At 59.1% G+C, this 13,500-nt stretch carries 8 protein-coding genes and 1 pseudogene; 2 read left to right on the top strand and 7 right to left on the bottom strand.

Annotation, left to right across the window (positions count from 1 at the left end; translation table 11 throughout):
• Positions 1–458: 458 nt before the first annotated feature.
• The 6 genes from DUPY_RS18125 to zorA all read right to left on the bottom strand — a co-directional run bounded on the left by DUPY_RS18125 (position 459) and on the right by zorA (position 10,637).
• On the bottom strand, positions 459–1,496 hold the full coding sequence (locus DUPY_RS18125; protein WP_070249794.1) for a nucleotidyl transferase AbiEii/AbiGii toxin family protein: 1,038 nt from the start codon (positions 1,494–1,496) through the stop codon (positions 459–461).
• 14 nt (positions 1,497–1,510) lie between these two features.
• A complete protein-coding gene (gene abiEi / locus DUPY_RS18120) occupies positions 1,511–2,050 on the bottom strand; it encodes a type IV toxin-antitoxin system AbiEi family antitoxin (protein WP_070249793.1) in 540 nt (179 codons plus the stop codon).
• Between the two features lie 446 nt (positions 2,051–2,496).
• Positions 2,497–6,267, bottom strand: a complete 3,771-nt coding sequence (locus DUPY_RS18115; protein WP_229255417.1) for an SNF2-related protein — start codon at positions 6,265–6,267, stop codon at positions 2,497–2,499.
• A 6-nt stretch (positions 6,268–6,273) separates the two neighbouring features.
• The gene (locus DUPY_RS18110) at positions 6,274–7,815 is read right to left on the bottom strand and encodes an EH signature domain-containing protein (RefSeq protein WP_084640786.1); all 1,542 of its coding nucleotides are present in this window, start codon (positions 7,813–7,815) and stop codon (positions 6,274–6,276) included.
• 89 nt (positions 7,816–7,904) lie between these two features.
• A complete protein-coding gene (locus DUPY_RS18105; protein WP_070249791.1) occupies positions 7,905–8,624 on the bottom strand; it encodes a flagellar motor protein MotB in 720 nt (239 codons plus the stop codon).
• 6 nt (positions 8,625–8,630) lie between these two features.
• Positions 8,631–10,637, bottom strand: coding sequence for an anti-phage ZorAB system protein ZorA (gene zorA / locus DUPY_RS18100; protein ID WP_070249790.1), 2,007 nt, complete (start codon positions 10,635–10,637; stop codon positions 8,631–8,633).
• 245 nt (positions 10,638–10,882) lie between these two features.
• Between zorA and DUPY_RS28010 the strand changes: the two genes are divergently transcribed.
• Entirely contained in the window at positions 10,883–11,344 is a 462-nt protein-coding gene (locus tag DUPY_RS28010) for a hypothetical protein (protein ID WP_070249789.1), read from the top strand.
• Positions 11,345–11,592: 248 nt separating this feature from the next.
• Positions 11,593–11,940: pseudogene (locus DUPY_RS28920) on the top strand (abortive infection family protein); the annotation flags it as partial.
• A 404-nt stretch (positions 11,941–12,344) separates the two neighbouring features.
• On the opposite strand, the gene DUPY_RS18085 reads toward DUPY_RS28920, so the two are convergent.
• A complete protein-coding gene (locus DUPY_RS18085) occupies positions 12,345–13,331 on the bottom strand; it encodes an IS1595 family transposase (protein WP_070249787.1) in 987 nt (328 codons plus the stop codon).
• Positions 13,332–13,500: the final 169 nt, after the last annotated feature.

The raw sequence follows: 13,500 nt of genomic DNA, 5'->3' as shown, positions 1-13,500 counted from the left end.
GCGCAAGTGGGCACGATAGACCGGAATGGGTGGGCACGTTCACCGAAATACGCAAAAAGATGTTGCCGCCCAATGCCATGCGCGAACAGCGAGCGCCGCGCGGACGGCTGGAATGGCGAGGCTGCTTTGCAGGTAGGACTGGGATTCGACGGTGTCCGCCGAACCCTCCTATGAAAAACGAGGCCAATTTTTTTCTACCCCCCACCCTACCCCCCCGTGCTCAGTTTGGTGAAAAAACAGGCGTGCTTTGCAATGAAATAAATATGCGTGGTTGTGCTTGACGGGGCGCGCACGTGTGATCCTATGGCGATGGCTGCACGGCGCAGGCCGGCAGTGGAAAGATGGCGTCGAGGTCGCCGTGCGTTTTGACGATGGCGCTGTCTGCCGGCCTGAGCATGGAGGTTGTCGCGATCTGCTTGGACGAACCGAGCCGCAGCGCGCATGGTAACTTATGGTTTTTACCGGCGCGGCTTTTGCTTCTGTTTTACTTTGGATTTCAGACCCGTCGCTTGCGTCTGCGGCGCCGCCGGCGATGGCGAAGAATGCCTTGCTGTCGTTGACTCTTGCAGTGGCTGGTCGAGTGCCTGCTGCATCTCGGAGAACAAGCCGCCAACGGAGGTGGCCAGGTAATTGGTGTACCCATCAACAGCCAGCGTGCGCGCCACCGTCGAGGCATCAATAAAGCGGGTCATCTGGTCCTTGAATTCGCGGCTGGCCACGATCTCGGGCAACCGCTCGATGGCTGCGCCAAGCAGGTCCGGGTAATCCTTGACGCTGTAATCGTGGAGCTTGGCGCTGACGAGTTCCGGCGCCAGCTTCACGCCGCGACCGGCCATCCATGCAAGATCCCAGATATCGCGATGACGGATTTTTCCGGAGTCGAGTTTGCCAGGATTGCCCTTGGCATCAAACAGCGAGGTCGGGAATGCCAGTACCTTGTCCGCCATGATTTCGTATAGCGACTCGGTATTGACCAGCACCAGCGGCATGCCGCTCAGCACATCGTAGTTCGCCCGCAACGGCACCAACTCGCGGGTGTGCGCAGGAACATTGGCGATCTCCAGCTTGATTTTCTGCCTGGGCATCATCGGCAACTCAGGTGCGGTTTCGATCGAGATCCACCATTTGTCCACGTGGACGTTCCTGGCGTTGTCTACGCCGGCCTTGGCAGGCTTATGATGCACCGAGACGTCGAGCCCGAAGCGCTCGCCAATGCGCTGCTCCACGCAGTCCTTGATCGGCTCCATGCTCGCGGCGGAGAAACTGGTGCCGCCGGCAAAATCGATATCTTCGCTAAAGCGGTCGGAACCACGACACAGGCGCAGCGACGTGCCGCCCTGGAATATCAGGCCCTTGAGCAGGCCGTCAGCATCGAGCGCCTGGAATATCTCGTGGTGCAGCAGTTCCTTCTCGACTACCGGGCGCATCGCGGACAGCCCCGGGCTGGCCATGGCAAGGTCCACGAGCTCATTGAAGTTCTTCTTTTCGGGATTCATTGCGGCCCTCCTCATCATGTCTCTTCGAGCGCACCCGGATCGATCATGTTCGCGTTACGCCCGACGCGCAACAGGTCGCGCACGGCAGCCTGCCGGGTGGCGATGCGAAGTGGGCGGCCTTTGATGTGGATCGTGTTCTTGATGATGTCGGCGCTTCTGCGCTTGGTGTGGGTGAACTCGATGGTGCCGTAGGGAGTCTCCACGATTGCGCTTTTCCCGGTCGTCATGACTGTCAGGCGGCTGATGGGGATCTGGGAGATCACGCCATATTCAGACAGGGTCGATTCGAGGCTGACGTAGGAGAGATGGCCGGGGCGCAGGGATTGGGCGATCTGCTCGGCGACCCAGCGGTTTTTGCTGCGGGCGGCGGGGTTAAGGTAGAGGCCTTTGGCGACACGCTGTAGAAGGCCCTGCGAGACCATCCGCTGGAGGGATTTTTCCATGGCTTTGTCGGGTTCTTCGGGGAATAGCTTCTCGACGTCGCGGCGGGTGAGGACATAGATGTCGTGGTGATCAAGCTGCGCTAGCTTTCTAATGAGCTCGATTTGTTTCATGATGCGCGCCTCGAAGGTTTTCGGTGTGCCTGAGTCTAAGCTTTCCGTAATGGCAATGTCAAAACAAGTACTCCCCTACTCTATCTATATGTAGGGTAAACAGCAACCTGATTCTGAATCGCCACGAGTTATGTGGGCACTTCTGAGCCGTAAGTCCAGGAGGTTTGGTTGGGAGAGGGCAAGCGGTGCCGAGGTTGCTAAACGACTGGGCATTAGCGTGCACCGCATCTATGCATGGACGAAGCACTATGGGATGCCAGAAGTCGAGCGCTAGGCCAACGATGCCAAGGCCGACGGAATGCGGCATCTGAAAGCAAAAACTGAAGCGCGTCACTTAAGAGCGCGACATCTCGAAAAAACAGCAGCTTTTTGCCAAGACGTTCGGGTAATGTACCCCTTGATCGTCATCTCATACCGCTCTTCGCCCTTGCCCCCAATCGTTGCAATCAGCCCGCACTCCAACTCGCAAGCAGGAAGCGCTCCAATTCTCCTCGCTTCATTGGATAGCGCGTTAGCATCTCCGCGAGCTGATCGACCTCGATCAACTGCACGTTCAACACGGCGGCTTGAGTTCGCGCGGTCTTGTTAAAGCGCCGATTTGTCACGGCAACCAAGGAGAACGCGATCCCCGGATAGCGAGCCGCATATGCAGCCGAACCGGCGGACACGTCTTTGACGCCCTCCCAGCCAAGCTCCTTGTTCTCAACTACCGAGCTCTTGCACTGTATCAAAGCGCCCTCGTTGCGCTTGATGGCCACCACGTCAATGCCGCCATCGCCAACGCGCTTAGTCTTGATGGTCCGCGAGTAACCCATTTTGCTCCACAAGAGCGCGCAGAAGGCTTCGAAAGCGTCGCCATCAAGCGATCCCATGTCGTCGGTAGTCAAAGGCTCGTTGCTAAATGCGTTGCCGCCGTCGGGAGCCTCCAAATCGCCGAAGTCGGCGGGGCTCACGTCCCCGGCGCCGTTGAGCATGTCAGCCGACAGCTCGCGCTTCTTGTCCAGCAGCTTGTCGAGCTTGGCGTCGAATGTGAGAAAATCGTGGGCGACGACGACCGGATAGTAGACATGGACATCTCGCTCTTGGCCGATGCGATAGGCCCGATCCGTGGCTTGGTCCTCCTTGGCCGGATTCCATGTGCGCGTGAAATGGATGACGTGGTTGGCCGCCTGGATGTTCACGCCAAATCCCACGGCCAGTGGCGACAGGACGATCACGCCAAATCCAGGCTTCTCTTGGAAAGCCCTGATACGCTTCTGGCGATTGTTCGCATTGGCCGAGTCCGCAGACGTGTCGCCGTTGATCACGTCCGGCGTGAATCCGAATCGATCCGCGATGGCTCGCTGGAGCGTACGCTGCAAGTCCCTGAACTCGCAGAACACGATGACCTTCTCGCCGGTTTTTTTGACTGTTTGCAAGTGACCAAGCATCCAAGCCATCTTGGGCGAGTGCCTCTCGATATCCGCGAGCGAGTCCGACTCGGTTGAGAGTTGGCCAGGAGGGCGCGGATCGGAGCATAGCCTGCGCAAGTATTGCAGCAAACCCAGCGGCGACTGCATGCCGCTCGCTTGGCGTCCGCCAGGACGAGCCCTGAACTGCGCGATGGCGTCCGCATATAGCGCGCGCTGACGTTGGGACAGGGGCAAAGCGCGACATCCCGCGAATTCAAGCTTTTTAGGCAGATCCTTCGCGACTTCCGCCTTGGTACGCCGGAGCTTCTGCGGCTCGATCAGCGCTCGCAGTTCCTCTATGCGAACCTTCTCATCTTCGGTTTCGGATTCGATCGGCTTGCGATACTTGGAGCCGAAGTCTTTGAGCGCGCCAAGCAATCCCGGCTGGACAAAGTCGAACAGGCACCAGATGTCGGTCAGCGTGTTTTCGACTGGCGTTCCGGTGCAAGCGATTTTGAGCCTGGCGTTCTGCTTTTTGGCCGCGCGGGTCACAAGCGCGTTCGGATTCTTTATCTTTTGAGCCTCGTCGCAAATCATCGCCGACCAGCGTTGGGCAGCCAACGAGAATTCAAGGTCCCGAAGCGTCTCGTAAGTCGTCAACACCACATTGGCCGATCCAAGCCATCCCGGCGAAAGGAGCTTGGGCGATCCCGCTTGGATCAGGCTTTCGTCCAACGCGGCCTTGGGCACTCGTTTGGACGCAAGATCTGGACCGTAGAGGGTCAAGACCCTCATCGCCCCAGGCGCGAAGAACTTGGCAATCTCCTCCTTCCAATTTTCCAGCAAGGAGACTGGCGCCACTACCAAGAACGGATCGATGCCCGGTTCGCGCTCGATAGCTGCGGCGATGAATGTCAGTAGCTGGATAGTCTTGCCCAATCCCATGTCATCCGCCAGCAAAGCGCCTCGGCAAGCTGCAGGAGAGTGTCGCCATAAATGCTGAAGCCAAGCGACGCCGTGGAGCTGGTGCTCCTTGAGTATGATATGGCCAAGTAATGACGAAGGCAGCGCGGGCGGTTCGCCTAGCGCTGCAAGAATGCCTCGGCGCTCCTCATAGTCCAGCGCGTCCACATTCGGCTTGACGACCAATCCTTTGCGCTCAGTCGTCCGCGCCTTGATTGGATTCTTCTTGGGGTCGAACGTGCCCTTCTCGACATCGTCGCGGACCGTGCCAAAGGTTTCGAGGGCGTCGATCGCCCACCGCACCGGAACTGGTTTGGGACAGCCGGGAAAGTCGAACGTTTCGCGCTTTTCTTGGCGAGCCTTGTTGAGCTCGTCCCGGAAAGCACCCAAATTCCTGTCGTTCAAGGCGATCGCCACGGTCTCGTCTCCGCCATCCGGCGTGAAACAAAATCCCAGATCGACGTTCTCGGGAAACCATCCAGCGTCCTCGCTCTTTTTGGCGATGAAGGGCGAGTAATATGGCTTCTCAACACCAAAGCCGCCCACGCGTTCGGAATATTTCGACAAATCGAAGATGTCAGTCGCGCTGATGAGCTTGGGCTGCCGCCAATCCGCAAGGGCCTCGCGCAACGTCGCGGCTTGGGCTGGCGTGTCGCCCAGAATTTCGAGGTCGAATCCCTGCCAATGGCAACATTGCGCGCCAGCCGCCATCTTGGAGTCGAGCTTCTTGAGGAAGGATTCCAACTGCGACGAACCCTCGAATTTCAGCAGCTCAGCTTGAATTGCGCCGCGAAGCGTCTCCTCGACCATCAACGCGACCTCAAATAGATGCCCGGTTTCGTCGCGCGAAAATTTTGCGGTAAATCGGGCAAAGACAATGCCGGCGTCCTCGCGCGCGCGTTCAAATTGCTCCGGGTCGATGACCTTGGCCGCGTCGGGGCCCAGCGTCGCGAATGGATTGCGGACAAACGCTTCGGCCCGCTCACCCGCGACGCGCCGGCCCGGCATGCGCCGAATCTCTCGGAGCACCGTCCGCGCCTCTTCCGACAACAGCACGTGCACCAAGCCATTGCCATCTGGGATTTCGTAGCGCTCTGGCACTGCGTCGAGGCGGTCAAACATCTCCAGCCAACGCGGAGGCGCGCCGTCGAATCCGGGTATTACCTCCACCAGCTTGTCACCGGCGATGTCGCCCTTGCGCAGATCGATCCGCAGCCGCTCCGGGGTAAGGACCACAGTCTTGCGCAGGTAGTCGGCCAAATCAGCTCCCGCGCGGGACGCGTGGGTACGGATCGCCGACCAATCCCGCTTGTTCACGTCGGGCGAACGTTCTCCGGCTCCGCGTTCACGTTGCTCCGCGATGGCCCGCATAGTCCGCCATACGGCCTCGTCAAGAATAGCCGACTTGCCGCCCGAAGTCAGCACGGCGCCTTCGACGACGACGTTGCCATTGGGGCGCCGTCCGTGGGGATCTAACCAACCTTGGACAGCGACGGAAAAATCGGAGTCCGCCAGCGTTCCACTGCTCGAAAGGATGGGCTTCCAGGCCTGTTGCATGGGGAGGCCCAACAGCCCAATCTCGCCGCCATGATCTGGGGACTCAAGCAATGCGTAGTAGCTCGACCATGGAAGATGGGCCACCCCATCGCGCGATTCGACAAACCCCTCCTCCTCGAGCTGGCGAAGCAGCAGCGCGAGTTCAACACCCACGCCAAAAGACATCGGCGCCGACAGCCAATCGTCAAACGGCGGATCGGCGGCGAATTGCGCCCCATCGCGATCCCAAGCGATAAGCAGAGCATGGCCCGCTTGCGGCGCCGCTCTTGAGGCTCCTTTGTCTTTCGATTGGAATGGAGACCACATGATTTTTTACTCCTTGAACCAGCCGCGGCCAGCCCTGTATGTGAAGTCCAATGCCTGCAGCTTCTTGGCGAGATGGGATGAGCGCTCAGGCTCATAGACCCAAAGCGCGCCGCCCCCAACTCGCAGATCGGTCACTTGGACGCGTCCATTTGCTATCAAGACTTCGAGCTCTGGGACGCAGGCGGGACGAACCTCAGGATTTTTGCCGATGAGCTTGGTCAGTTTGTCATCAAATTTCTGCTCCCAGCTCTTCAATGCCACTGGCGAATCGCGATGAAGCAATCTGTCTAAACTCCCGTCGCTTCTAAGGTCTCCGATGTGGATCCTTGCACTGGCGCGGCCGGAGTTGAGTGATTCGAGAACCGATGGGCTCAACGCGTCCCAGCGGAACAAGTAGAACGCATTGCCGCTCGCGCCAAACTCCACCGCGAGGTGGGCGCCAATCTTCATGACAAAAGCGTTGTTGTCGGCGGTGGTCCCCTCCAAACTCAGGAGCCGCCCTTTGGCCCGTTCGCGGAACTCTCCGAATTTCCCGCCCTTGGCCCTGGATGCGGACGTGCCAAGCGCGAACCACATGTCTTCCACAAATGGGACGAAGCGTAGCCAGTAGGCCACGCGGCGCCTGTCATTGATTCCATCCGCGCTGAGCAGCTCGAAGAAGTCCGCGACCAAGCGCTCTTTGAGCCAGAAAAAGACCATCTCCCGCGCCTGGTCGTCCGGCTGATTGCCCACCCGCACCCACGCATCCCAGTTGGTCCGCCGAAGCCAAGGGTTGCCAATCGTCGAGGTGGCGGCGTCCCTCAGCGCTGGCTGCTCGGGACGATCGCGACAGCGTGCGTATCGTGTCACGAGGAGGGCCACGCATCGAGTCGCCAGGGACTCGCTGATCGATACGCCCGCGCGCCCCATCGCGATCCCGAGCAAATCGGGAAGGATGCTTTTGAACTCGACGTCCATCAGCTGGCCTGCGGCCTTCATCTGAGCCAGCACAGCTTCTTCCACCACCCAAGATGTTTCGGGTATGGCAAGGCCGTCCCTCGCGTCGTTTAGGCCCGTCGCATCCCCGCGCAAAAGCTCGTCGCCAAACTTGTCGCATGGCTGATTGGTCAAAAGCTCGGGATGGCGCGATAGCGCCTCGATCCAGGGCGGCCTAAAGTCCAAGAGCTTCACGATTCTGTCGCGCTCCTCCCTCAACCATCCTCGCAATACACGCCATCCCGTCGTCGATTCGGCGTTGGCATTCTTGCCATTGACTGGGAACGAGAAATAGGACGACAGCAAGGCTTGGAAGCAGCGCAAGCGGCGGTGCGTGGCGGCCTGCTGCTCCGCCGATCGAGCCACCGTGGAACGCAGCCCTTCGTCCGCCAACACAGACCAGCCTTTCGGGTCCAACGCGCCTATGCCAAGGCACACGTATTTGAGATCACGGAAACCAGCAATTTCGCGCGTTTTTTTGAAGTCCGCGATCGAGGCGAGGATCGAACGCTGATCGGCCACGATGCCCGCGCCGCCATGGTCGTGGTGGACACGCTGGCGCGCACGGACCATCTCGTCCACGGCGGACCACCCCTCCGGCCCTATCGGGGCGTCCGCGAACGACTGCGCGAGTCTGGACTGCAGAATGTCGAGCGCGCCAATCATCGGTCGTTGGGGCATCGAAGACCCGGATCAAGAGGAATGTCAGGCGGCGCCTCCTTGGCCGAGCCCAGGTCTCGGAATTCAAGCTTGATCTCCACGCGCCGCATCTGCGCCGCGTCGCCTGACGCCGTGTTAAATGAGGAGCCCCCTGCCAAGAACAGGGTTTGGATCAGCGATCGATCGGCAGTCGAGAGGGTATCCGCCGCCTGCGTGCTGAGCAGCGCGCAAAGCACGCGCTGCGAACGCTGATAGCTCAGATTCAGGTTGAAGAGGTAATCCCCTGTCTTGCTGGCGAAACCCTCTACCACGACCCGCTTGAGCCATTTCTCGCACTTGGCTGATCGCGCCACGTCCAGTACCCTTGGCACGAACTTGCGAACAAAATGCTCGTCGCCGGGCTTCTCGAATTTGTGCTCTCGATCTTGGAACTGTACCAACTTGCCGAAGTCGATGGAGTGACCGCGCACCGAGACTCCCTTGAACTCGGCGAGCCGAGTCAATGCGTCGAGGTCGGCGACGCAGCTCTCGATGGTCTTTTCGCGCTCCTCGGTGCTCTTCTTGATCTCCGCGAGGCCCTGCGTCACCGCCATCAGCGCGACGGCCATCGCGACCAGGAACAGCACCATCAATGCGGTCATCAGATCGGAAAAGGATATCCAGAATGGCTTCTCGCCATCCTCGCGTGCACCACGCCGCTTGGGGACTTTGATTCCAAGCATGCCTCATCACCTCCGCGCCGGGATGTCGTCGACGACGTCGCCCAAGTTCTTGATCGCCCCCGAAAGCAGGTTGACCGAGCTCGACAACTCGCTTTGGAATTGGCGATTGCCTTCGCGAAGGGTGCGCTCGACATTGTCTCGGAACGATTCGTGGGCCGACACCAAGACGTCGCTGACGCCTTGGAGATATTCCTCCGACTGTTTTTGAGCGATGGCGAGCTGCTGCGTGGCCGCTTCCATCCGCGCGATGAGTTCCGAGGTCATGGAGGCGTCGCGCTTGGCATTCTCAACGGTTGCCTTCAAGTCGGCGACCATCACAGCGAAGGTGTCGCGCGTCTTGCCATAGTCGGCAAAGATAGCGCGGGAGGCGTCATTCGACATCGTGAGCTGCGTCGATGCGGCCTTGATGGCTTCGGTGGCCGTGGCCGATGCCTGCATGGTCTCCGTCACACCCTGCCCGGCTTTGGCGAAATCGTTGGCGGCGATTTGAAGCGTTTGCGCGCCTGAATTCATCCCGGAAATCGCTTTGTCGCTGGCCTGAGCGAGGCTCGCCACCGTGTTTTGCAGAGATTTATTGGTCTCCATGGACTGGGCCAGCAATTGCTCGACTTGGGCGGACAACGAGCCGATGGCTTGGCCAGTGGTCTGCTCGAAGCGCATGTTCCGCTCGCCCTGCGACTCGGCGGCCTGCTCCGCTTGGCGCCTGAGCTGCTCGACGACACCCGCCACCTGGTCGCCCACGGCGGTCAACGTGTCCTTCAGTTTTTGCGAGGACTCGGTTTGCGATTCGGACACCATCGCGCGGATCTGATCGACGAATGCCCCCATTTGATCATTCATCGCCGCTTGGCGCGTGTCCATGGCCTCTAACGCCTTGCCCAGCCTTTCGCCCATAGCATCGACTGTGTTGGTCCCTGCGGAGTCCATGTTAGTCGCGAGCTGTTGGAATTGGATCGCCGTGGCTTGCATGGACTCGCTCGCCGAGACAATGAGCTTAGACATGTCTGCCATTTGCCCGCCAAACATGTCGCGCATCTGCGAGGCAAAGCTCGCTAGAACGTCCGTGAGCATCTTGTTGACGGCATCGCCTTGGTTGGCCCCAACCCCTTGGACGGCTTGGGAAATCGCCTCCATCGGCCCGCTGAGGCTGTCCGCGATCGCCTTGCCGACATTCGCGGACATCTGGCCAACGTTCTGCGCTTGGGCCTCCATCTGCTGGTGCGCCAGCGTTGTGAGAATCTCCTTGAGGTCGGCGACCAACGCGTCCTTGATTTGGCTCGACTGTGTCGCGGCGTTTTCCGACGAAATCGCCAGCCTTTCCAGATACTCTTCGCCGGCTCCGCCAGTGAAGAAGCTGTCGATCAGCTCCCTGAGCTCCTCGACCTGTCGGCAACGGGCGGTCACATGGGATTTCTCAATCCAGGTAAAGACCATGGCTAAGAAAATGGCCGAAGCGGAGACGAAGAATGCGTGACCTACCGAATTCACCAGGTTACGAAGCTGCTCCTGTGCCTTGCCAGGATCTAGGGAGACGTCGAAACTCACCAGTCCCTTGATCAGGCCCAAGAACGTGCCAATGATGCCAAGGCCAGTCAGCACGCCTGGCAGGTGCTTGTAGAACTCCGTCTTCAGCCGGCTATCGACGATAGCCTGTTCAGTGAAGAAGCTTTCGGCCAAGGCCGTGGACCGCCAGCGCGCGATGGGCATCTGACCTTCGCCGTCGGCCACTCTCTGCGGATGGAGCGTCTTGACGTATTCCCGCCAAAGGTGGTTTAGGGCCGGCCCGGACATGGCCTTGGTGGCGATGTCGTCGAGTTCGGTGACTTCCCCGCTCCCCACCTGCGAGCGGATGGTTCTAAGAGCAGCCAACGATTGAATCAATTCGGCCGACAGCCTCCTGGACTGGCCAACGAAGCGAATGATGAAGTCGCCCGCGAGAAAGGCCAAGACGATGGCCACCAGACCCATGTGCCAATATTCCATGACCAGATGCGCGAGATCGATGTCTCCCATATTTAATTTTCCCTAAAGCGTTTTGGTTCTGCCGGTCGCCCATCTGCGAAGCGCTCGTCAAAACGAGCGTCTTCCGCATCGAGACAACCGAACGCGATCATCGGAATCGATCATTATCGATTCCTTTTTGATAGCTACATGACGGCGTTCAACAGTAGTTGCATTTTTACACCACTATAAACTAATATAATTTATAAATATATATTGATCTTTCACAAGGAGCTTGGCGAGACCCAAGAAAGACAATGCCTTTGCCCATCAATGACGCGATCATCGCGGCGGTAGCGAAATTGATCAACGATTCCAAGTCCCCGACAGGACATCGCGAACCCACCCATTCGGAAATCGATTTCTATGTCGGCCGCGCCGGATTGTCGCACTCGGACCCAGCCAAGCAAGGCGCCGTGGGCAAGGCCAAGCGCGTCCGGACGATCCTGAGCCAGGCACTGTCCGACAACGAGGCCGCCGGATCGAAGCTGATCAAGGCTTTGATTTCTAAAGTGCGCTCCTGTGGGGGCTTCCGGGAGACTTCCTCCAACTATGTCGGTAGGGAAGCGATTGAGAACCTAGCCGCCGCGTTCGACGTCGAGGGATTCGCCTTGTCGGCCGACGGCACCGTCGGACCCAAGGTGTTGGGCGCGCTGCAAGGTGCGGAGATGACGGCGGCACTGAGAGCGTATGCGGCGCGCGCGCAACGCGGAGCCTAAGACGCCGCGCTCGTCGCGGGCAGGGGAAAGGATCTGATGGCGGCCACCGCCGCCAATGTGCTTATGTCGGTAGGGAAGCGATTGAGAACCTAGCCGCCGCGTTCGACGTCGAGGGATTCGCCTTGTCGGCCGACGGCACCGTCGGACCCAAGGTGTTGGGCGCGCTGCAAGGTGCGGAGATGACGGCGGCACTGAGAGCGTATGCGGCGCGCGCGCAACGCGGAGCCTAAGACGCCGCGCTCGTCGCGGGCACGGGAAAGGATCTGATGGCGGCCACCGCCGCCAATGTGCTCCAAACCATCAATGGCAACTACCCAGCGACAGGCGCAAATTTTCAAATGCTGCTGGGCATGGCGTTCATGACGTTGGGCATGGCTGTCCCGGAATTGCCGGCGCAGCCTGGCGAAGGTCCGATACGCGGGCTCGAGTGCGCGCTGTTCCAATCCGCCTGCGCCATGAATAGACTCCGGAACAAGGAGGGGACGGGTCACGGCCGCCCTGCTCCCACCAACCTATCGGCGCACGAGGCCAAGGCCAGTGTTGAGGTTGTCGGGACAGTGTCAGCATACATGCTGGCGATGCTGGACAGGCGCTGACCCGCAGGGTCGCTCGCGCCATCTAGCGCTAGCAGTCGGCCACCATCAACTAGTTGGCAGGTGGAGATAGCTGCATGGCGCATGCCTGGCAGGAAAGGTGACATCGAGGTCACTGGGAGTTTTGGCAATGGCGATGTCTGTCGGTCTGAACATGCGGTTGTCGCGATCTGCAAGCAGCATAGACCCCAACCGCAACGCACATGGCCTGATATGTTATATGCACAAAGCACGACTCATGGAAATCCTGGAATGTTGGCGCCGATCCGATACTGACCCAGCGGGTCAGTATCGGATCGGCGCCAACAACAGCGACTTTTCAGGCCCCACCTGTTTTTACATACGGGATATCCACTTAGCTCCACAAATATCAAACTACTGTACTTACATCCAGCACTGATATTACTTCAAATTTCTTGCCCAAGCGCGCTTTTTTGAACGACGTCGTCGTAGGTAACGGGCCCCGTCACGACGGCTTGCTGGAGCAACCGATAAAACAGCATGCCGCGTGAACTTGAACTGCGACGATTGAATCTGAACACGAATTCATCCAGATAAGCGTCCACATGGGCAGGCTGGATAGCCCCATGGTGAGTACCCAAAATCCAGCGCTTAAGCAGCGCAGCGACTCGGTGCACGCCGGGCATGGAAACGTGGGCGGCAACGTCCGACTCGAGCATCACGGTGCGTTGATGGAGGTAACCGAGCTCGGTCAGTGCACGGTAGGCTGCCGAGCCATCCGTATGCACGGTGGAGCCCGGCTTTATGCCTTGCTGCACGAACGGCAGCACACTGCCGGCGGTGTCATCCGGAATGCGTTGCAAACGAATTCTCCCGAAGCCTTTCGGTTCCAGCATTTCCACCGCAATAACGATGAGCGTCTTAGCGGTATTGTTCTTGCCCCCCTTGGCGATGATCGGCTTTTGACGGTCACTGATGCCCAAGTAGGTTTCGTCGACTTCGACTTTTCCATGAAGGCTTTCGCGCCCCGGGCGCACCATCGCGGCACGGAAACGATGCAGCATCGTCCAGGCAGTCTGGTAGCTACCCAAGCCAAGCACACGCTGCAATCCAAGGGCATTGACGCCTTGTTTCTGGCTCGTCGCATACCATGCCGCAGCAAGCCACACGCGCAGCGGCGTGCGTGTTTTTTCGAAGATCGTTCCGGCGGTGACGGTACATTGATGACCGCAGTGGCGGCATACCATGCGGCCACGACTGGAGCGATACGGGTGATCGGCGCAGTCGCACGCGGGACAAACGAATCCGGCTGGCCAGCGCAATTTTTCCAGGTACGCCAGACAGGCCTCGTCGGTGGCAAACCAGACCAGAAATTCATTCCAATGGGTGGGGTAGTCAGCGCCCGCTTTCGGGGCTAATATATGGATATCCATACAGTGATATTATCATTATTGGAGCTAAGTGGATACCCCTGTTTTTACATACAGTATAAAATCTATGGAATGGGCCAAGTTGCACGCAACATTGGGATGTCTCGCGGTAAATCATTGCGCCTTGAACAACGAACCTCGCTTTGTTCAGAGCTTTGGCCACTGGTGAGAT

Source organism: Duganella phyllosphaerae (assembly GCF_001758785.1).
GTDB lineage: Bacteria > Pseudomonadota > Gammaproteobacteria > Burkholderiales > Burkholderiaceae_D > Rugamonas > Rugamonas phyllosphaerae.
This window is presented reverse-complemented; position numbering and strand designations above follow the sequence as displayed.

Bases quoted from the DNA above. Each gene is read 5' to 3' on its own strand.
- DUPY_RS18085 (WP_070249787.1), bottom strand. From the start codon at position 13,331: ATGGATATCCATATATTAGCCCCGAAAGCGGGCGCTGACTACCCCACC.
- DUPY_RS18105 (WP_070249791.1), bottom strand. From the start codon at position 8,624: ATGCTTGGAATCAAAGTCCCCAAGCGGCGTGGTGCACGCGAGGATGGC.
- DUPY_RS18115 (WP_229255417.1), bottom strand. From the start codon at position 6,267: ATGTGGTCTCCATTCCAATCGAAAGACAAAGGAGCCTCAAGAGCGGCG.
- DUPY_RS28010 (WP_070249789.1), top strand. From the start codon at position 10,883: ATGCCTTTGCCCATCAATGACGCGATCATCGCGGCGGTAGCGAAATTG.
- DUPY_RS18110 (WP_084640786.1), bottom strand. From the start codon at position 7,815: ATGGTCCGTGCGCGCCAGCGTGTCCACCACGACCATGGCGGCGCGGGC.
- zorA (WP_070249790.1), bottom strand. From the start codon at position 10,637: ATGGGAGACATCGATCTCGCGCATCTGGTCATGGAATATTGGCACATG.
- DUPY_RS18125 (WP_070249794.1), bottom strand. From the start codon at position 1,496: ATGAATCCCGAAAAGAAGAACTTCAATGAGCTCGTGGACCTTGCCATG.
- abiEi (WP_070249793.1), bottom strand. From the start codon at position 2,050: ATGAAACAAATCGAGCTCATTAGAAAGCTAGCGCAGCTTGATCACCAC.